Source organism: Streptomyces sp. NPDC025793 (genome assembly GCF_055558375.1).
Genome location: NZ_JBVHMR010000024.1, coordinates 80,391 through 99,163, shown reverse-complemented (window position 1 = coordinate 99,163; position 18,773 = coordinate 80,391). Strand labels below are relative to the sequence as shown.

The following is an 18,773-nucleotide window of genomic DNA, read 5'->3' as shown; positions in this document are numbered from 1 at the left end:
GCGCGTGTCTGCCATGCTGGCCGGTATGACTGAGGGGGATCGGGGTCGGGGGCGTGAGCGGACGGCCTGGATACGGCGTCGTGCCGTCGCGGTGGTGTTGACGTGCATCGGGGTGGGAGCGGCTGTACTCCATGTCCTGGCGCCCGGCCTCAGGATCGACGGCGTCACGGTGATGCTGCTCGCGGTGGCGGTCGTGCCGTGGCTCGGAGACCTGTTCCGCAGTATCGAGGTGCCGGGCATCGGCAGGATCGAGTTCCGGGACATCGAGCGCAGGATCGACGCCGTCCAGCGGACGGCGAACGCGGCGCTCGTCGGTGACGGCCCTGAGGGCGGGACCGTGGACGACACCGCCGCCTGGGACGCGGTCCGGGAACTGGCCGCCGAATACGTGAACGTACGCCTGCAGCAGCGCAGCGGTCCGGCGCGCAACCACCGGATGGACCAGATCTTCGCCCGCCTGGTGCGCGTGACCCAGCGGGTGCGTGACTTCGACGCCGGTACGCTGCTCGGCTCCCAGGACGCCGGACTGCGCCTGGCGGCCTACGCGCGCCTGTACGCGCTGCCGGAGCCGGAGGTGCTCGGCGCGCTGGTGGACGCGGCCACCGGCGAGCCGCTGCCCTTCAACCAGTACTGGGCGCTCCAGGCGGTCGGCAGATGCGTGGACGACCTGGAGGCGGAGCAGGTTCCGCTCAGCGTGGTCCGCCGCCTGGAGCAGTTCCGTTCCGGGCTGCTCCGCGCCAACGACCGCAGGGAGATCGCCGATCGCGTGCTCGCGAGGTTCGGCGGACGCTGAGGGGCGGGTGGGAGCCGACCCGGCACCCACCCGCCCCCGATCCGGTCAGGCCGCCGTACCGCCCGCGTAGTCGCTCGCGAACGTCGTCTCGATCGTCTGGGCCACCGGCTGGGCCACGCCCGTGCCGGTGAGGATGATGCCCAGCTCCCGGTTGTTGCCGAGGGAGTTGCTGCTGATGTTCATGGAGCCGGCCTCGACCGCCTGGGTGGACAGGCCGTAGTCGGCGACCATCGCCTTGGCGTGGATGTAGAAGCCGTTGGGGTCGGAGTAGCCGACCACCGTGCCGCCCGCCGCCTTGATCTCGGAGACCTCGCCGGAGTAGCTGGAGGGGGTCTCCAGGACGACCCGGACCTTCACGCCGGCCTTGGCGCGGGCGACGATCGCGTTGACCACCGTGCTGTCGCTGAACTCCAGCTCCTCCACGTCGAGGGTCCTGGTCGCGGAGTTGACGAAGGACACCAGGCGGCTTCGGGAGTCCGTGGGGGACCACAGCAGGTGGTCGCCGTCGGTGGGGGTGATCGACGTGGCCGTGTAGTCGGCGTTGAAGACCTTCTCTATCGCCGCCACGTCCCTCGTGTCGTCGGTGAAGACGCCGTAGTCCCGGCTGGTCGTGTAGTACTGGGACGTCAGGTTCCCCGTCATGATCAGGGACTTCACGCCGTCGACCGTGATCGTCTTCTGGTGGGTGTAGACGTAGGCGGAGGAGGACCAGACGACCCCTATGCCCGCGTTCTTCAGGGACGTGTACGCCGAGCCGTTGGCGCTCTGGTGCTGGCGGTCGAGGATGACGCGGACCGTCACGCCCTTGTTCTTCAGGGCTATGAGGTCGTTGACGGCGGTCGTGTCCTCCAGCTCGTACAGCGTCATGTCGAGCGTGGTGGTGGCCGAGTTGATGAAGTCGTAGACGGCGGGCTGGCTGCCGCTCTGGGAGAAGGCGAACGCGGAGTAGCTCGCGGCGTTCGCGGGGATGGCGGTGGCGACGACGGCGGCGCCGGCGGCCAGGGCGACGCCCGCCCGGCCGAGGACCTTCCACAGCATGCGTGACTCCTGGGGTGAGCTCACGGGAGGGGGTGGCGCGTGCATGACACCACGCGCGTAGAACGCTGGGGAGGCGTGCGGTTCCAGGGACGTTCAGGGGAGCGCAAAAACTTGGTATCAGGGCGCCGCTATGCCCCGGTTGGGGGCCTCTTGGCGGCCGACACGGTGTTGGCAAAGGCGGTATCCGGGCGGGCGTAGCGTAGAAGGCATGACGAAGTACGGATCTTTTCCCGGTACGCGTCCCCGGCGGCTGCGGACCTCGCCCGTCATGCGCCGGATGGTCGCCGAGACCCGCCTGCACCCCGCCGACTTCATCCTCCCGGCGTTCGTCCGCGAGGGCGTCAGCGAGCCGGTGCCGATCGCGACCATGCCCGGGGTCGTGCAGCACACCCGCGACAGCCTGAAGAAGGCCGCGCTGGAGGCCGTGGAGGCCGGGATCTCCGGGATCATGCTGTTCGGCGTGCCGGAGGAGTCGAAGAAGGACGCCCTCGGGACGGCGGGGACCGACCCCGACGGGATCCTCCAGGTCGCCATCCGGGACGTGCGGGCCGAGGTCGGCGACGATCTGCTCGTCATGTCCGACCTGTGCCTGGACGAGACCACCGACCACGGGCACTGCGGGGTGCTGGACGCCGAGGGCCGCGTCGACAACGACGCCACCCTGGAGCGGTACGCCGAGATGGCCCAGGTGCAGGCCGACGCCGGAGCCCATGTCGTGGGCCCCAGCGGGATGATGGACGGCCAGATCGGCGTCATCCGTGACGCGCTCGACCAGATCGGGCGGGAGGACGTCGCCGTCCTCGCCTACACCGCCAAGTACTCGTCCGCCTTCTACGGCCCCTTCCGCGAGGCCGTCGCCTCCTCGCTGACCGGGGACCGGAAGACGTACCAGCAGGATCCCGCCAACTGGCGTGAGTCGCTGCGGGAGTTGGAGCTGGACCTGGCCGAGGGCGCCGACATGGTCATGGTCAAGCCGGCCGGGCCGTACCTCGACATCCTGGCCCGGGTCGCGGACGCCGTGGACGTGCCGGTCGCCGCGTACCAGATCTCCGGCGAGTACGCGATGATCGAGGCCGCCGCCGAGAAGGGCTGGGTGGACCGGGACCGGGCCATCGTCGAGACCCTGACGGGCATCAAGCGGGCCGGCGCCCGGAACATCCTCACCTACTGGGCGACCGAGGCCGCGCGGAAGCTGCGCTGACCTCACCCCCCTCGCCGGGCTTACCAGCCGGCGATGTCGTCCAGGCTCTGCTGCCAGTACGTCACCGTCAGCGAGCTGTCGTAGTAGACGCCCTTCGCCGGCAGAGCCGGGGTCGCGGTGGCGCCGCCGTCGCTGTTCGGGGTCATGCCCTGGAACATCAGCGTCAGCTTGCGGGCGGTCGTCCCGCCCTCGCCGCTGCCGTCGGCGGCCGACAGCCGCACGCTCGCGTACCCCGACTCGCCCGGCTTCAGCGTCGTCACCGCCTGCGGCTGGGTGTCCTTGTCCGCCTGCGGCGCCCACTGCATCTCGTCGAAGCGCACGATCGGGTAGTACGTCAGCTCGCAGGTCCTGCGGCCCGTGTTCGTCACCGTGAGCAGCATGTGGTTCAGGGGGCGGCTCATCGGCCGGGCGGTGACGCGGGTGTTCGCGCCGTTGCACAGCACGGGCGAGGAGCCGGAGGTGCCGGAGGATCCGGACGTGGTTGCGGACGTGGTTCCGCTGCCGCCGGTCCTCGTGCCGCCCGCCTTGCCGGTCGGCGTGTGGGCGCGGGTCGCGGGCGTGCCGGCGGACGTCTTTCCCGGGGCCTTGTCGGCCGCCGTCGCCGTCGCAGCCGTCGGCGGCACCGACCGTGAGGCGCCCTCGTCCTTCGTCCCCGTCCCGTCCGCACCGCACGCGCTGAGCGCGAGGGCGGTCACCGCGGTGCCGGCGGCGGCGAGCAGACGGATGTGGCGCATACGCATGGCAAGTCCTCTTTCGGGCTGGGGCTGTTGACGTGTTTGGATGAGTCACAGCCTGTGCGCGGTCCCGTCCCGGAGGCCACAGATCACGGCCGATCCGGGACGCTGGAACGCCGACATGGGCATTGACCTGCGAAAACAGTCCCTGCCTGGAACGCCGGGATGGGACGAGGGGGGAGGGGGAGAGGGTGGCGGACGGCAGTACGGAGAGCGGTTTCGCGGACCTCCTGCGGGAGTTGAAGAACCGCTCCGGCCACAGTTACGGAACGCTCGCCAAGCGGCTCCACATGAGTACGTCGACGCTCCACCGCTACTGCAACGGGGACGCCGTACCGGCCGACTACGCCCCCGTCGAGCGCCTTGCTCGCCTGTGCAAGGCGACGCCGCAGGAGCTGGTGGAGCTGCACCGCAGGTGGGTGCTGGCGGATGCGGGGCGGGGGCGGAGGGAACCGGCGCCGGTCCAGGAGACAGCGCCGGAGGCGGAGCCCGTACAGGAGCTCCATGAGCTGGTGCCGCCGGTGTCGGACGTCCCCGGGCCGGTGCCGGCCGATGGCCCCCGGCGCCGCACCCGGACCGTCCTCCTCGCCGCCGTCGCCGTCACGGCTCTGCTCGGTACGGCGGCGCTCGCCCTCACCCTGCCCTCCGGCGGGGCGGAGGCGGACGGCAGGGGCGCCGGGCCGGGGGCCGCGGCCGCCACGGGCTCCGACCCGGCACGGCAGCACACGCCGACGGCCGGTGTCCCGCACACCACCGGCTCCTCCCGCGAGGCGTCCGCCTCACCGTCCGGCGCCTCCTCCGCCGCCGGTCCGAGCGCCTCGCACTCCGCCTCCGGCGCCGCCGGCGGGACGGACAGCGCCGCCCCGCCCCTCGCGGTCACCACCCACCCCTACTCCTGGGAGAGCCCCTGCTCCCAGCACTATCTGATCGACCGGGCGCCGAGCGACGTCTCCCCGCCGCCGCTGGAGCAGGACGCGCCCGCCTGGGTGGCCGTGCACAAGGCGGTGTCGGCGGGGGAGCAGTTCGTCACGCTCACCGTGCAGGGCACCGGCGGGAACACCGTGGTCCTGGAGGGGCTGTCCGTGCGCATGGCGGGCCGGCGGGCGCCGCTCGCCTGGAACGACTACGCCATGGGCTATCCGGGCGTGGGCTGCGGCGGAGGCGTGCCGACGCGCTCCTTCACGGTCGCTCTCGACGCCCTGCGCCCCCAGGTCGTACCGGAGTCCGGGCACCAGGACTTCCCGTTCAAGGTGAGCCGGACGGACCCCGAGGTCCTCTACGTCACGGCCGACGCGTCGGCGTACGACGTCAGCTGGTACCTGGAGCTGGCATGGTCGAGCGGGGGCTGGCACGGCACGCTGCTGATCGGGGACGAGGGCCGGCCGTTCCGCACCAGCGGCGACAACGGGCGGCCCGCGTACGCCTTTCCGCTCGGCGGCGACGCCTGGAAACCGGCGGCGGGGGCGAACTGACCCGCCCGCCCCCCCGGGCGCCGGGGTCAGTCCCAGGAGAAGGTCCAGGTGTGGCCGCCGACCAGGCCCTTGGCGTACTCCCGCAGGCCGCCCGGGCCGCCCTCGGCGAGGTCCGGGCAGAAGGCGAAGTGCTCGGCGGCGAGGATCTCCGCGTCGGCGACCGTGGCGGGCGGGGCCGCGACGGACACGACCAGGACGTCGAAGCCGAGCCCGACCACCCGTATCCCGAAGCGGTCTTCCCAGGAGCGCAGGACCGCGCACGGCCGGGCCACGTCACCGTCGTGGTACTGCGGCCCGGTCCAGCCGATCGCCGCCGGTATGTCGGCGGAGCGGCGGGCCGGGACCAGGGCGAGATGTGCCTACTCGAACCATTCGGGCGCCTTGTCCGTCAGTGAGTCCGCCACCTGGGCCGCGCGCGCGTCCGGGTCGGCGGTCGGGGTCGGCGCGGGCGCGAGCCCCGGCCAGTCGGACCCGAACGGCTCGATCTGCCCGTCCGTCCCCTCCTCGGCCCAGCCCTCCTCCTCGGCCCAGTCCTCCCAGTACTCCGCGAGGACGTCCTCGGCGTCGTGGTCGCCCGGATACGAGGTCTCGCCGGGCAGCAGCCCCCAGTTCTGCGGGCCGCCCGCCTCGGAGCCGCCCAGGTCCACGAGCACGGGCAGCAGGCCGACCCGGGCGCCGGGCGCGCCCAGGGCCTTCCAGGTGCCGGGCGCGGCCGGCTTCTCCGCCTGCCACAGCAGGGGTTCGTGCCAGGAGCCTTCGTCGGTCGCGTCGACCAGCCGGCCCGGAGGAAGCCGCAGTCCCAGCGAACGGCCGCTGGGGTCGAGGGCCAGCTGGGGCAGAGGGTTGGGAAGAGTCGCCATGAGGGTGACTGTAGGGTGCCCCACTGACAATCCTGTTGGCGGACCGGCCCGATGAACCACCTGCTCCGGCAGCCCCTCTTAGCAGGTGGTGCGGTGACGGGAAGGACGGAAGCGGAACGTGCGGTTCGGGCATAACCCGGTGCGGTGGCACATCGTCCTGCTCACTTTGTGGACGATCGTCTGGTTCTTGGTGGCCGAACGCCACGCGCCCGTGTCCTGGCACTACCTCAGAACGGGCCAGCAACTGCTCTTCAACCAGAAGGCCGGCGGCGGGCTGGCCCTCTACGCCAACCACCCCGAACTCCAGATCGGCCCCGTCAGCTTCCTGGTCGCCGGGCTCTTCGCACCCTTCCCCCTCGCCGTCGGCGAGAAACTCGCCGACGCGTTCATGTCCGGCCTGGGCCTGTACATGCTGGTCCTGATCGGCCGGGCCGCCGCCGACTACAACCGGGGCACGGGCCTCAACCACAAACGCCTGCAACAACGCGTCCTGATAGCCGGTGCCGCCTTCATCCCGATGTGGGTGGAGGTCTCGGTTCGCTTCGCCCATCTCGACGACGTCATGGCCCTGTTCTTCACGACGCTCGCGGTCCGCGCGCTGGTACGCGGAAACGCGACGGCGGTGGGTGTCTTCCTGGCCCTGGCGGTCGACTCGAAACCGTGGGCGGTGGGCTTCCTGCCGCTTCTGCTGGCCCTGCCCCGCGAGGTCCGCCTGCGCTCGGCGGCCTGGGCCTTCGGCCTGGTGGCGGTGGCCTGGCTGCCCTTCTACCTGAGCCACCTGAACACCTTCGCGGCGGCCCGCTTCACCATCCCCAACCAGCCGGCGTCCGCCCTGCGCTGGTTCGGCGTGAACGACCCCGCGACACCGCCGTGGGACCGCCCCGCCCAGATGGCCCTGGGCCTGGCCCTCGGCGCACTGGCCGTACGCCGAGGCCGCTGGCCGGCGGTCGTCTTCCTCGCCGCCGACGCCCGCATCATGCTGGACCCGAGCGTGTACACGTACTACAACGCCTCGGTCCTGCTCGGCACGCTCATCTGGGACTCGATCGGCCAGCGCCGCCTGGTCCCCTGGGTCAGCTGGATCGCCCTGATCGCGCTCTACGGCAGCGTCCTGGTGATCCCCTCGGACTCCACCCAGGGCCTCATCCGGCTGGCCTTCTGCATCGGCTCGGCGGCGTACGTCCTGCTGTGGCCGCAGCGCACGCCACGGGGACGGCGGGGCGGCCGTCGGCCCCGCGACCGGGGGCCGGTCCCCGGCCAGGGCGGCGGAAACGAGATGCAGGGACGGCCGGTGGGAGGGGCCGTCCACTGACGGCGGGGCCCGGGTGGAACGCTCCGCCGCGCGCCCCCGCCGTACGGTGCCGTCACACGAGGGTCGTGATGCAGAACGGATGCCCCGCCGGGTCCAGCAGCACCCGCCACCGCTCCGGCTGCGGCTGGAACTCCGGCTTCGTGGCGCCCAGTTCGAGCACGTGCTTCTCGGCGAGGTCCAGATCGTCCACGCCCAGCTCGATGTGCGCCTGCTTCCCCTGCGCCGGGTCCGGCCAGGTCGGCGGGCGGTAGCCGGCGACGCGCGTGAAGCCGAGGCCGGACGCGCCCTCCTTGCCGAGGAAGAAGAAGTCGTCGGTGGAGAACAGGGTCGGGTAGCCGAGCAACTCACCGTAGAAGCGGGCGAGTTCGGCCGGGTCGGCGCAGTCGAAGGTGACGGCGGCGTAGCGGAACGCGGGTGCGTGAGTGGTGTCTGTGCTCATGGGGGAGACGGTAGGACATGACCAGGACAGTTCCGGTCCTGGTCATGCGCGACCGTGTGCGAGACTTCGACCGTGATCGCCGCGTCCGCCCGCCTGCTGCGGCTGCTGTCGCTCCTCTCCTCCCGCCCGTCCTGGACGTGCGCCGAACTGGCCGAGCGCATGGGGGTCACCGACCGCACGGTCCGCCGGGACGTGGCGCGGCTCCGGGAACTCGGCTACACGGTGGACTCCGAGGCCGGTCCGTGGGGCGGGTACCGCCTGCGCGCCGGGTCCCACGTCCCCCCGCTGATCCTCGACGACGAGGAGGCGCTGGCCGTGGCGGTGGGGCTGGGCGAGGCCGCGCTGGGCGGCGACCAGGCGGCCCTGTCCGCCATGCTGAAGCTGCGCCAGGTGCTGCCGCGCAGGGTCGCGGACCGCCTCGGCGACCTGGACGACGCCTTCGTACGCCTGCCGGGCACCGACGCGCCCCCGCTCCGCCCCGGCCTGCTGCTGGAGCTTGCGGCGGCGTGCCGGCGCGGCGAGCGCGCCCGGCTGTCGTACACGGACGGGGAGGGCCGGTCGACCGTCCGGGAGATCGATCCCTACCGCCTGGTCCACACCGGCCGGCTCTGGTATTTCGTCGCGCGGGACGTCGCCCGGGACCAGTGGCGCACCTTCCGCGCCGACCGGGTCGACCGCCTCCAGGCCACCGGCCGGCCGGCCGACCTCACCGACGCGCCCGACCCGGCCCGCCTGGTCTCCCGCAACATCGCCACCGGCCCCTACCCGCTGACGGCGACCATCCGCCTCCCGCTCCCGCTGCGCGGGGCGCTACGGCTCGTCCCCGCCACGATCGGCACCCACCACCCCGACGGCCCCGACGCGACGACCGTCGAGATCGGCGGCCCGGACCCGGACGGCCTCGCCCGCTATCTGCTGACCCTGGGAACGCCGCTGCGGGTCCTCGCGCCGGAGTCGGTACGGGAGGCGCTGGCGCGGCGGGCACGGGAACTGGCCGAAGGGAACGCGCAGGCGGGGGACACGGCTTCCGGATAGCCGCTGGCACGGCTTTCCGGACAGCCGCGTCCGATCACGCGTGCCCGTACGGGTCAGAGCTTCTCCGGCGTCCTGATGCCCAGCAGGGCCATTCCCCGGTGCAGGGTGCGGGCCGTCAGGTCGCAGAGGAAGAGGCGGTTCTCGATCTGCTGCGGGGTGTCGGCCTTCAGGACCGGGCACTTGTCGTAGAACGAGGTGTAGAGGGACGCCAGCTGGTACAGGTACGCCGCCAGCTTGTGCGGGGCGTACTCCGCCGCCGCCTCGAAGACCGTGTCGCCGAACGCGTCCAGGTGCAGGCCCAACGCCCGCTCCGCCGCGTGCAGTTCCAGCTCCGCGTGGGCGGCGGGGCGTACCTCTCCCGCCTTGCGCAGGATCGACTGGATACGGGCGTACGCGTACTGGAGGTAGACGGAGGTGTCGCCGTTCAGCGAGACCATCTGGTCCAGGTCGAACTTGTAGTCCCGGCTCGGCGACGTCGACAGGTCCGCGTACTTCACGGCGCCGATGCCGACCTGGGCGGCCCGCTCCTGGATCTCGTCCTCGGTGAGGTCCTGAGCCTTCTCCCGCACCACCTCGGCGGCCCGCTGCACCGCCTCGTCGAGCAGGTCCTCCAGCCGTACGGTCTCGCCCTCACGCGTCTTGAACGGCTTGCCGTCCGCGCCCAGCACCGTGCCGTAGCCCATGTTGTGCGCGGTGACGTCGTCGTTCAGCCAGCCCTGGCGGCGGGCCGCCTCGAAGACCATGCGGAAGTGCAGCGACTGCCGCACGTCGACCACGTAGAGGAGGGTGCTCGCCCGCAGGTCGAAGACGCGGTTGCGGATCGCCGAGAGGTCGGAGGCCGCGTACCCGAAGCCGCCGTCCGCCTTCTGCACGATCAGCGGCACCGGCTGGTCGTCCTTGCCGCGGATGTCGTCGAAGAAGACGACGAGCGCGCCCTCCGAGCGGACCGCGACGCCCGACTCCTCAAGGAGCCGCGCCGTCTCGGCCATCATGTCGTTGTACGCGGACTCGCCGACGATCTCCTCGTCACGGATCTCCATGTCCAGCTTCTCGAAGACCGAGTAGAAGTAGACCTTCGACTCGTCCACGAACTGCTGCCACAGCTCCAGCGTCTCCTTGTCGCCGGACTGCAGGGCGACGACCCGCCTGCGCGCCCGATCCTTGAACTCCTCGTCCGCGTCGAAGACCGCGCGCGAGGCCTTGTACACCCGGTTCAGGTTCGACATGGCCTGCTCGCCGTCGACGTCGGCCGCGGGGGCCAGCTCGCCGGGGTTCTCGAACAGGTACTGGATGAGCATGCCGAACTGGGTGCCCCAGTCGCCGATGTGATGCCGGCCGATCGTCTTCTCGCCGGTGAAGTCCAGCATGGCGCGCAGGGCGTCGCCGATCACCGCGGAGCGCAGGTGGCCGACATGCATCTCCTTCGCCACGTTCGGCTGCGCGTAGTCGATCACCGTCGTGCCCGGGTGTGCGGCGAGGGGCACGCCGAGGCGGCCCGTGTCGTCCGCGTACCGCGCGGCCAGGTTCGCGGTGATCGCGCGGTCCGCGATCGTGAGGTTCAGGAAGCCGGGGCCCGAGACCTCGACGTCCTTGATCAGCTCGTCGCCGGTCACCACCTGGGCGACGACCGTCGTCGCCAGCTCCCGCGGGTTCGCCTTCGCCCTCTTGGCCAGGGCCAGGATCCCGTTGGCCTGGAAGTCGGCCCGGTCGCTACGTCGCAGCAGCGGGTCCGCTCCGGCGGCCTCCGGCAGGGTGGCCGAGAGGGCGGACGCGAGGTGCTGCTGGACGGAATCGCTGAGGGACGTGACCGAGGCCATAGGAATGGGTGCCGTTCTCCTCGTGGGGATGGATACTCCCGGCCAGTATCCCACGGAGGGTAAAGGGGTTTTCGCGGGCGCGATCCGGTCTGTGAGAATGAGGTGTCACCCCGATCAGATGGAGTGCCTCCCCGTTCCAGAAAGAAGGACGTGCCGATCGTGGCTCAGAGCACCGAGACCGCCGACTGGGTCTCCCGTTTCGCGGATGACGTCATCGAGGAGTCGGAGCGCCAGGCCCCCGGCAAACCCGTGGTCGTCGCGTCCGGTCTCTCCCCCTCCGGCCCGATCCACCTGGGCAATCTCCGTGAGGTGATGACCCCGCACCTGGTCGCGGACGAGATCCGCCGCCGCGGGTACCAGGTCCGGCACCTGATCTCCTGGGACGACTTCGACCGCTACCGCAAGGTCCCGGCCGGTATCGCGGGCGTCGACGACTCCTGGGCCGAGCACATCGGCAAGCCGCTGACCTCGGTCCCGGCGCCCAAGGGCTCGTCGTACCCGAACTGGGCCGAGCACTTCAAGGCCGCGATGATCGCCTCGCTCGCCGAACTGGGCGTCGAGTTCGACGGCATCAGCCAGACCGCGCAGTACACCGCCGGTGTCTACCGCGAGCAGATCCTGCACGCCATGAAGCACCGCGCCGACATCGACGCGGTCCTCGCCCAGTACCGCACCAAGCCGAAGACCGGCAAGAAGCCTCAGCAGAAGGCCGTGGACGAGGCCGAGCTGGAGGCCGAGGAGGGCTCGGGCGCGGCGAGCGAGGACGACGGCTCGTCCGGCTCCGCCGGGTACTTCCCGTACAAGCCGTACTGCGGCAGCTGCGAGAAGGACCTGACGACCGTCACGTCGTACGACGACGAGACCACCGAGCTGGCCTACACCTGCACCGCCTGCGGCTTCACCGAGACCGTCCGGCTGAGCGAGTTCAACCGCGGCAAGCTGGTCTGGAAGGTCGACTGGCCGATGCGCTGGGCGTTCGAGGGCGTGATCTTCGAGCCGAGCGGTGTCGACCACTCGTCCCCGGGGTCGTCGTTCCAGGTCGGCGGCCAGATCGTCGGGATCTTCGGCGGCAAGCAGCCCATCGGCCCGATGTACGCGTTCGTCGGCATCAGCGGCATGGCGAAGATGTCGTCGTCGCGGGGCGGCGTGCCCACGCCCGCCGACGCGCTGAAGATCATGGAGCCGCAGATCCTGCGCTGGCTCTACGCCCGCCGCAGGCCCAACCAGTCCTTCAAGATCGCCTTCGACCAGGAGATCCAGCGCCTCTACGACGAGTGGGACAAGCTGGCCGGGAAGGTGGCGGACGGCTCCGCGCTGCCGGCCGACGTCGCCGCGTACACCCGGGCCGTCGGCACCGCCGCCGGTGAGCTGCCGAAGACCACGCGCCCGCTGCCGTACCGCACGCTCGCCTCCGTCGCCGACATCACCGCCGGTCACGAGGACCAGGCCCTGCGCATCCTCTCCGAGCTGGACCCGGAGCAGCCGCTGGCCACCCTCGACGAGGCCCGGCCGCGCTACGACAAGGCCGAGTCCTGGATCAACACGCACGTCCCCGCCGACCAGCGCACCATCGTCCGGGACGAGCCCGACACCGAGCTGCTGAAGTCCCTCGACGAGGCCTCCCAGCAGTCCGTACGCCTGCTGCTCGACGGCCTCGCCGAGCACTGGTCCCTGGACGGGCTGACCCACCTCGTCTACGGCGTCCCGAAGGTGCAGGCCGGCTTCTCCGCCGACGCCACGCCGAAGGAACTGCCGCCGGAGATCAAGACCGCCCAGCGGACCTTCTTCGCCCTGCTCTACCACCTGCTCGTCGGCCGCGACACCGGCCCGCGCCTGCCCACGCTGCTGCTCGCGGTGGGACAGGAGCGGGTGCGGCGCCTGCTCGGCGCGTAAGGGCCCGGTACGTAAGGCCGGATCAGTAAGCAGGTAAGGAAAAGGGGCCCTCTTCCCGGAGGGCCCCTTTTCGATGCCGGGTTTCGACGCCGGTTTTGATGCCGGGTTTCGATGCCGGTTAAGCGATGTGGTCCTCTTCCAGTTCCGCGGTGTGGCGGTTGGTGAAGCGATTGACCATCCGGTTGGCGTCGTTCGCCGCGAGCGTGATGCCGAACGTCGCCTCCACGTCGTCCTTGAACTGCGCGCCGGTCGGGTAACTGCCGTCTATGGACTTGCGGAAGACCAGGTAGAAGTCCTCCTCCGTCGGCTGCGGCTCCGGGGTGCCGCCGCCGTCGCCCAGCTCACGGGTGCGGCCGGGGCTCACCGGGATGGGGAAGCTGCCGGTCTCCTCCGGGGAGGGCTGCTGGAAGTCCTGCGGCTGCTGCTCCTCGTACCACTCGCCGTACTCCTCCTCCGGCACGTACTGCGGCTCCGGAGGCGGCGTGAAGGCGGGGTCGTAGCCGCCGTGGTACTCGGCCTGCTGCTGGGCCTGGAACCAGGGGCTCTGGTCGTCCACGGGGGGTTCCTGGCGCTGGTTGCCCGCAGGCGCCGCCTGCTGCGGAACGGGCACGGCTGCGGCCACGGCCGGGACGGCGTCGGTGGCGGCCGCGACCGGCCCGGCCGCCGGCAACTGCGGCTGCTGCGGCACCGGAGGCAGCAGCACCGGTTCGATACCCGCCGCCGCGAGGCCCGCCGGAGCCGTTTCCGTCAGCGGTACGCCGTACCGCGCCAGCCGCAGCGGCATCAGCGACTCCACCGGAGCCTTCCTGCGCCACGCGCGGCCGAAGCGGGAGTGGAGGCGGGCCTGGTAGACGAGACGCTCCTGCTCCAGCTTGATCACCTGGTCGTAGGAGCGCAGCTCCCACAGCTTCATACGGCGCCACAGGAGGAACGTCGGCACCGGCGAGAGCAGCCAGCGCGTGATGCGGACGCCCTCCATGTGCTTGTCGGCCGTGATGTCCGCGATCCGGCCGACCGCGTGCCGGGCCGCCTCGACGGCGACCACGAACAGGATCGGGATCACCGCGTGCATGCCCACGCCCAGCGGGTCCGGCCAGGCGGCCGCGCCGTTGAACGCGATCGTCGCCGCCGTCAGCAGCCACGCCGTCTGCCGCAGCAGCGGGAAGGGGATGCGTATCCAGGTCAGCAGCAGGTCCAGGGCCAGCAGGACACAGATACCCGCGTCGATGCCGACCGGGAACACGTAGGAGAAGTTCCCGAAGCCCTTCTTGATGGCCAGCTCACGGACCGCCGCGTACGAGCCGGCGAAACCGATGCCGGCGATGATCAGGGCGCCGGACACCACCACGCCGATGAGTATGCGGTGCAATCGAGTCAGCTGCGGTGGCGCGGCCACTCGTACTCCCCTCCCCTTGCCTGTTGTTGCGCGCAACAGGGTGGCACACGCGTACGGAGAACGTGGCACCGGTCGGGAGATCCGCCGCTCCCCGGCCGGCGGCCACAGGCCGGGGAGGACGGGCGAAACGGGCCGGCGATCAGCCCTTCTTGCCCGCCGACTTCGACGGGGACGCGCTCGAAGAGGGCGACGCGGACGACGAACCGGACGACGAGGAGCCGCCGTTGGCCTTCGTGACCGACGCGACCACTTCCTTGACCGCCTTCGTCGCCGACTGCGTCAGGTCGTCCGCGTTCGGGGTCTGGTCGCCCGCGAGACCGGCGCCGTTGTAGTCGAGCGTGATCACCACGTTCTCGACCCTGGCCACCACCGTCTGCTGCTTGAAGAGGCCTTCCTTCTTCTGCAGGTCGTAGCGCACCGCCGTCGCCTCCGAACCCGTGCCGGACAGCGGCACCTCCTTGGTGTTCTTCGCGCTGTCCACCGCCTCCGCGTCCTTCACCTGCTGTGCGAAGTACGTGTGCGCCTGCGCCTCACCGGTGCCGCGCGTCGTGTCCGAGTCGAAGCGCAGCAGCGACACGTTCAGCCAGCGGAACTGCGAGCCCTTCACACCGTTGTTGTCCAGGCTGCTCCACGAGCAGGAGGAACGCGACGACGTGTCGTCCGAACCGCCCTTCTTGCCCGACGTGCCCTTCGGCACCAGATCCGACAGCGTGCCCTTCGACAACACGCCGCACGGGTCCGGAAGGTTCTTGTACGCGGCCGCCTGCACCGTCGGGGACGCGCTCGCCGACGACGAACCCGACGCGCCCGCCGACTGCTTGGCGCTGCTGTCGCCGCCCTTGCTCTTCGCGTCGCCCGAGCCCGACGAACAGGCGGCGGTGATCAGCACCGCGGGAACGGCTGCCGCGCAGACAAGCGCACGGCTCAGGCGCTTGCCACGCCTCACTGTCTGGGCACGGTCGTCTCGCTGGGCTGCTCGCTGCATGGTTCCTTCACTACGCTCGGTGTTCGTGCGGGTTCCTGCGGGGCCACCGTACGCGGTGAAGGAGCCGTGCGGTTTCCGTTCACGTTCTTTGCGAGCGAGGGAACAACGGACGCCCAGGGACGTCAGCCGCCCAGCGTGTCATCCAGCTTGGAGGCCAGATTACGGGCCCTGTCCTGCATTTCCTTGCTGTCCGGGGCCGCCCCCGTCGCCATCGGCTGCTCCTCGTACACAAGCGTGACAAGGACGTTGGACGTGCGGAACACCACAGTCACCGTCCGCTGCTGAGCCGTCGAACCGGACGACGCGAGCTGGTCGTCCACATACGCCTCGTCACCGAGATCGGTCAGCACCCTCGGCTGGAGATCGGCCGGAGTGCCGGAGGGGGACGCCGAGCCGGACGGGGAACCCGAGGGGGTGCCGGAGGGGGTGCCGGAGGCAGAGCCGGACGGCGAGGGGGAGCCGGAGGGGGAAGCGCCGGCCGACGGGGACGTGCTCGGCGTCGGCAGGTCGGCGGCCGACTCCTTGTCCCCGAACAGCTTCTTCGCCTGGTCGTCGTCGCTGACCGCGTTGTCGTACGACACCACGCGCTCGAAATCCACCGACAGCCGGTCGGTGGCGTCCTCGGAGTCCACCTTCCAGTGGCAGCCGACCTTGCGATCGGTGTCGTAGGTCAGCTCCGCGTCGCCCTGGTAGGCCTTGTCCCGCTGGTCGGGATCGGTGATCTGCCTGATGCCCGGCAGCAGCGTGTCGAGGCTGTCATGACCGACCGCGCCGCACGGCTCGGGCAGCGTGCGGTACTTGCCCGGCTGCGCCGCGACCGTCGTCGTGCCCGCGCCGCCGGGGTTCGCGTTGTCCGTCGTGCCGCTGCCGCCGGAACCGCTCGTGCAGCCGGCCAACAGGGCCGCGAGGAGGGCGGCTGCGCCGGGTACGTACGCCTTCCGCTGCACGGTCGGGCTCCTCTCGGATGGGTGTGCGCTCGCTTGATGCTCCAGTGTCCCCGCTGGTTAATCGCTTGCCGCAGCGGGGCGCCCCCTGGAGACAATGTGTATCGCACGCACTGCCGCGCCCGCCGGTTCCCTGTCCCATTTCGCCGACCATCGCGCTGCTTTTGCGCTTTATCGTTTTTGTCGCTTCTAAGTCTTTTGTTATCGCCAACGGGGGAATGAGGAACGTATGTCGTACGTGGAGATACCGGGCGCGAAGGTCCCGATCCGGATGTGGACGGATCCCGCGACGGTGGAGGACGTGGCCCTGTGTCAGCTCCAGAACGTGGCGACCCTGCCGTGGATCAAGGGTCTGGCCGTGATGCCGGACGTGCACTACGGCAAGGGCGCGACGGTCGGCTCGGTCATCGCGATGGGGGGCGCGGTGTGCCCGGCGGCGGTCGGGGTGGACATCGGCTGCGGGATGTCGGCGGTCAAGACCTCGCTGACCGCGAACGACCTGCCGGGCGACCTGTCGCGCCTGCGGTCGAAGATCGAGCAGGCGATCCCGGTGGGGCGGGGGATGCATGAGGATCCGGTGGCGCCGGGTGACTTCCATGGTCTGGCGACTGCTGGGTGGGACGACTTCTGGGGGCGGTTCGACCGGGTCGCCGATGCTGTGAAGTTCCGCCGGGGGCGGGCGACTCTGCAGATGGGAACGCTCGGTGCGGGCAACCATTATATCGAGCTTTTGTTCGATACCGAGGGGGTTGTGTGGCTCACGCTGCACTCCGGTTCCCGGAACATCGGCAAGGAACTCGCCGAGCACCACATCGGCGTGGCCCAGAAGCTCCCGCACAACCAGGGCCTGGTCGACCGGGACCTCGCGGTCTTCGTCTCGGACACCCCGCAGATGGCGGACTACCGCAACGACCTGTTCTGGGCGCAGGAGTACGCCAAGTACAACCGCACGCTGATGATGGCGCTCCTGAAGGACGTGATCCGCAAGGAGTTCAAGAAGGCCAGGCCGACCTTCGAGCCGGAGATCTCCTGCCACCACAACTACGTGGCGGAGGAGCGGTACGAGGGCATGGACCTGCTCGTCACCCGCAAGGGCGCGATCCGGGCCGGCTCCGGTGAGTTCGGGATCATTCCCGGCTCGATGGGCACCAGCTCGTACATCGTGAAGGGGCTCGGGAATGAGAAGGCCTTCAACTCGGCCTCCCACGGCGCGGGTCGGCGTATGAGCCGTAACGCGGCGAAGCGTCACTTCACGACCAAGGATCTGGAAGAGCAGACCCGGGGTGTGGAGTGCCGCAAGGACTCCGGGGTGGTGGACGAGATCCCGGGTGCCTACAAGAACATCGACCAGGTCATGCAGCAGCAGAGTGACCTGGTGGAAGTCGTGGCGAAGCTGAAGCAGTTCGTCTGCGTGAAGGGCTGACGCGAAAGGCCCCCCCCGGTGGCGGGGGCCTCGTCCAGTTGGTCACCGGTCGGGTTACTTCCCGTGCCGCACCGCGTAGATCATCACGAAGGCCACGATGTGGATGCCGAAGAGGAAGTAGCCGAGGAACCACCAGACCCGGCGTTCGTCCTTCTTCTCCTGGGCCAGGCGGCGTTGTTCCAGGGACTTCTCGAAGGAGTCGAGGGCGTCGGCGGGCTCGGGCGATTCGGTGTTGTCCGGCATCACGGCTCCCGGTGGACCTTCGTGTTGGAGGCCTGGGCGCGGGGGCGCACGACCAGGAGGTCGACGTTGACGTGGCTGGGGCGGGTGACCGCCCAGGTGATCGTGTCGGCGACGTCGTCGGCCGTGAGGGGTTCGGCCACGCCTTCGTAGACCTTGGCGGCCTTCGCCGTGTCTCCGCCGAAGCGGGTCAGGGCGAACTCGTCGGTCCTGACCATGCCGGGGGCGACCTCGATGACGCGGACCGGGCGGCCGACGATCTCCAGGCGGAGGGTCTCGGCGAGGACGTGCTCGCCGTGCTTGGCGGCGACGTAGCCCCCGCCGCCCTCGTAGGTGCCGTGGCCGGCCGTGGAGGAGAGCACCACGATCGTGCCGTCGCCGCTCGCCTCCAGCTTCGGGAGCAGGGCCTGGGTGACGTGCAGGGTGCCGATGACGTTCGTCTCGTACATGGTGCGCCAGTGCTCCGGGTCGCCGGTGGCCACCGGGTCCGCGCCGAGGGCGCCGCCCGCGTTGTTGACCAGGACGGCGATCGAGGTGAAGGCGCTCGCGAACTCGTCCACGGCCGCTCGGTCGGTCACGTCCAGCGGGTACGCGGTCGCGGAGTGGCCCGCCTTCGTCAGCTCCTCGGCGAGCGCCTCGATGCGGTCCTTGCGGCGCGCGGTGAGGACGACGCGGTACCCGGCCTCGGCCAGCTGCCGGGCGGTGGCGGCTCCGATGCCGCTGCTCGCACCGGTGACGACGGCGATGCGGGACGCGGGGGCCGGGGCCATGGGCTGCTCCTGTGCTCGTTCGGGGGGTCCGGTGGCGGTGCTCCGTCCAGCGTAAGTGAGGGTCAGCCGCCGTTTCGTGGGGCCCACATGATCACGGCCATGCCGGCGAGGCAGATCAGGGCGCCCGTGAGGTCGTACCGGTCGGGGCGGTAGCCGTCGGCGACCATGCCCCACAGGATCGAGCCGGCCACGAAGATCCCGCCGTACGCGGCGAGGATGCGGCCGAAGTGGGCGTCGGGCTGGAAGGTGGCGACGAAGCCGTACGCGCCGAGGGAGAGGACTCCGCCGGCCATCCACAGCCAGCCGCGGTGTTCGCGTACGCCCTGCCAGATCAGCCAGGCGCCGCCGATCTCGAAGAGCGCGGCGACGACGAACAGGGCGGCGGAGCGGAGGATCGGCATGCCGCCCAGCTTGTCATCCG

17 protein-coding genes and 1 pseudogene are annotated in these 18,773 nt (G+C 70.8%); 7 read left to right on the top strand and 11 right to left on the bottom strand.

Going from position 1 to position 18,773, the window contains the following annotated elements:
- Positions 1–112 precede the first annotated feature (112 nt).
- Positions 113–793 carry a hypothetical protein gene (locus tag ACZ4MF_RS33940; RefSeq protein WP_467496155.1) on the top strand — a complete coding sequence of 227 codons (681 nt, stop codon included), beginning with the start codon at positions 113–115 and terminating at the stop codon, positions 791–793.
- 45 nt (positions 794–838) lie between these two features.
- Here ACZ4MF_RS33940 and ACZ4MF_RS33935 read toward each other — a convergent pair whose 3' ends face one another.
- The gene (locus tag ACZ4MF_RS33935) at positions 839–1,831 is read right to left on the bottom strand and encodes a phospholipase D-like domain-containing protein (protein WP_467496153.1); all 993 of its coding nucleotides are present in this window, start codon (positions 1,829–1,831) and stop codon (positions 839–841) included.
- Positions 1,832–2,039: 208 nt separating this feature from the next.
- On the opposite strand from ACZ4MF_RS33935, the gene hemB reads away from it, so the two are divergent.
- Positions 2,040–3,032: a porphobilinogen synthase gene (gene hemB, locus ACZ4MF_RS33930; RefSeq protein WP_356035933.1), complete on the top strand. Its 993-nt coding sequence runs from the start codon at positions 2,040–2,042 to the stop codon at positions 3,030–3,032.
- 20 nt (positions 3,033–3,052) lie between these two features.
- On the opposite strand, the gene ACZ4MF_RS33925 is transcribed toward hemB, so the two are convergent.
- Positions 3,053–3,766, bottom strand: coding sequence for a DUF4232 domain-containing protein (locus tag ACZ4MF_RS33925; protein ID WP_467496151.1), 714 nt, complete (start codon positions 3,764–3,766; stop codon positions 3,053–3,055).
- Positions 3,767–3,957: 191 nt separating this feature from the next.
- On the opposite strand from ACZ4MF_RS33925, the gene ACZ4MF_RS33920 reads away from it, so the two are divergent.
- Entirely contained in the window at positions 3,958–5,238 is a 1,281-nt protein-coding gene (locus ACZ4MF_RS33920) for a helix-turn-helix domain-containing protein (protein ID WP_467496149.1), read from the top strand.
- Between the two features lie 26 nt (positions 5,239–5,264).
- Here ACZ4MF_RS33920 and ACZ4MF_RS33915 read toward each other — a convergent pair.
- Positions 5,265–6,098 (bottom strand): annotated as a pseudogene (locus ACZ4MF_RS33915) (DUF4253 domain-containing protein).
- 118 nt (positions 6,099–6,216) lie between these two features.
- Here ACZ4MF_RS33915 and ACZ4MF_RS33910 point away from each other — a divergent pair.
- Positions 6,217–7,410: a hypothetical protein gene (locus tag ACZ4MF_RS33910; protein ID WP_467496147.1), complete on the top strand. Its 1,194-nt coding sequence runs from the start codon at positions 6,217–6,219 to the stop codon at positions 7,408–7,410.
- Between the two features lie 52 nt (positions 7,411–7,462).
- On the opposite strand, the gene ACZ4MF_RS33905 is transcribed toward ACZ4MF_RS33910, so the two are convergent.
- The gene (locus tag ACZ4MF_RS33905) at positions 7,463–7,849 is read right to left on the bottom strand and encodes a VOC family protein (protein ID WP_467496145.1); all 387 of its coding nucleotides are present in this window, start codon (positions 7,847–7,849) and stop codon (positions 7,463–7,465) included.
- Positions 7,850–7,921: 72 nt separating this feature from the next.
- Between ACZ4MF_RS33905 and ACZ4MF_RS33900 the strand changes: the two genes are divergently transcribed.
- Positions 7,922–8,884 carry a helix-turn-helix transcriptional regulator gene (locus ACZ4MF_RS33900; protein WP_467496143.1) on the top strand — a complete coding sequence of 321 codons (963 nt, stop codon included), beginning with the start codon at positions 7,922–7,924 and terminating at the stop codon, positions 8,882–8,884.
- Between the two features lie 53 nt (positions 8,885–8,937).
- Here the strand turns inward: ACZ4MF_RS33900 and argS are convergent, their stop codons facing one another.
- Positions 8,938–10,701 (bottom strand): arginine--tRNA ligase, encoded by a 1,764-nt coding sequence (gene argS / locus ACZ4MF_RS33895; protein WP_467496141.1) that lies wholly within the window; start codon positions 10,699–10,701, stop codon positions 8,938–8,940.
- A gap of 150 nt (positions 10,702–10,851) precedes the next feature.
- Here argS and lysS point away from each other — a divergent pair, with 150 nt between their 5' ends.
- Positions 10,852–12,594, top strand: a complete 1,743-nt coding sequence (lysS, locus tag ACZ4MF_RS33890) for a lysine--tRNA ligase (protein WP_467496139.1) — start codon at positions 10,852–10,854, stop codon at positions 12,592–12,594.
- A gap of 118 nt (positions 12,595–12,712) precedes the next feature.
- Here lysS and ACZ4MF_RS33885 read toward each other — a convergent pair whose 3' ends face one another.
- The 3 genes from ACZ4MF_RS33885 to ACZ4MF_RS33875 all read right to left on the bottom strand — a co-directional run bounded on the left by ACZ4MF_RS33885 (position 12,713) and on the right by ACZ4MF_RS33875 (position 15,922).
- Positions 12,713–13,990 carry a DUF2637 domain-containing protein gene (locus ACZ4MF_RS33885; protein ID WP_467496137.1) on the bottom strand — a complete coding sequence of 426 codons (1,278 nt, stop codon included), beginning with the start codon at positions 13,988–13,990 and terminating at the stop codon, positions 12,713–12,715.
- A 139-nt stretch (positions 13,991–14,129) separates the two neighbouring features.
- Positions 14,130–14,975: a DUF3558 family protein gene (locus ACZ4MF_RS33880; RefSeq protein WP_467496135.1), complete on the bottom strand. Its 846-nt coding sequence runs from the start codon at positions 14,973–14,975 to the stop codon at positions 14,130–14,132.
- Between the two features lie 122 nt (positions 14,976–15,097).
- Positions 15,098–15,922: a DUF3558 domain-containing protein gene (locus ACZ4MF_RS33875; RefSeq protein WP_467496133.1), complete on the bottom strand. Its 825-nt coding sequence runs from the start codon at positions 15,920–15,922 to the stop codon at positions 15,098–15,100.
- A 226-nt stretch (positions 15,923–16,148) separates the two neighbouring features.
- Here ACZ4MF_RS33875 and ACZ4MF_RS33870 point away from each other — a divergent pair, with 226 nt between their 5' ends.
- Entirely contained in the window at positions 16,149–17,342 is a 1,194-nt protein-coding gene (locus ACZ4MF_RS33870; protein ID WP_467496131.1) for an RtcB family protein, read from the top strand.
- Positions 17,343–17,396: 54 nt separating this feature from the next.
- Here the strand turns inward: ACZ4MF_RS33870 and ACZ4MF_RS33865 are convergent, their stop codons facing one another.
- From ACZ4MF_RS33865 to ACZ4MF_RS33855, 3 genes are all read right to left on the bottom strand, one after another.
- Positions 17,397–17,585, bottom strand: a complete 189-nt coding sequence (locus ACZ4MF_RS33865; protein ID WP_467496129.1) for a hypothetical protein — start codon at positions 17,583–17,585, stop codon at positions 17,397–17,399.
- Complete coding sequence (locus ACZ4MF_RS33860; RefSeq protein ID WP_467496127.1) at positions 17,585–18,352, bottom strand: SDR family NAD(P)-dependent oxidoreductase; 768 nt, start codon at positions 18,350–18,352, stop codon at positions 17,585–17,587. Before ACZ4MF_RS33860 ends, ACZ4MF_RS33865 begins: the two co-directional genes overlap by 1 nt.
- Positions 18,353–18,414: 62 nt before the next feature.
- Positions 18,415–18,753: a YnfA family protein gene (locus ACZ4MF_RS33855; RefSeq protein WP_071375560.1), complete on the bottom strand. Its 339-nt coding sequence runs from the start codon at positions 18,751–18,753 to the stop codon at positions 18,415–18,417.
- Between the last annotated feature and the right edge of the window lie 20 nt (positions 18,754–18,773).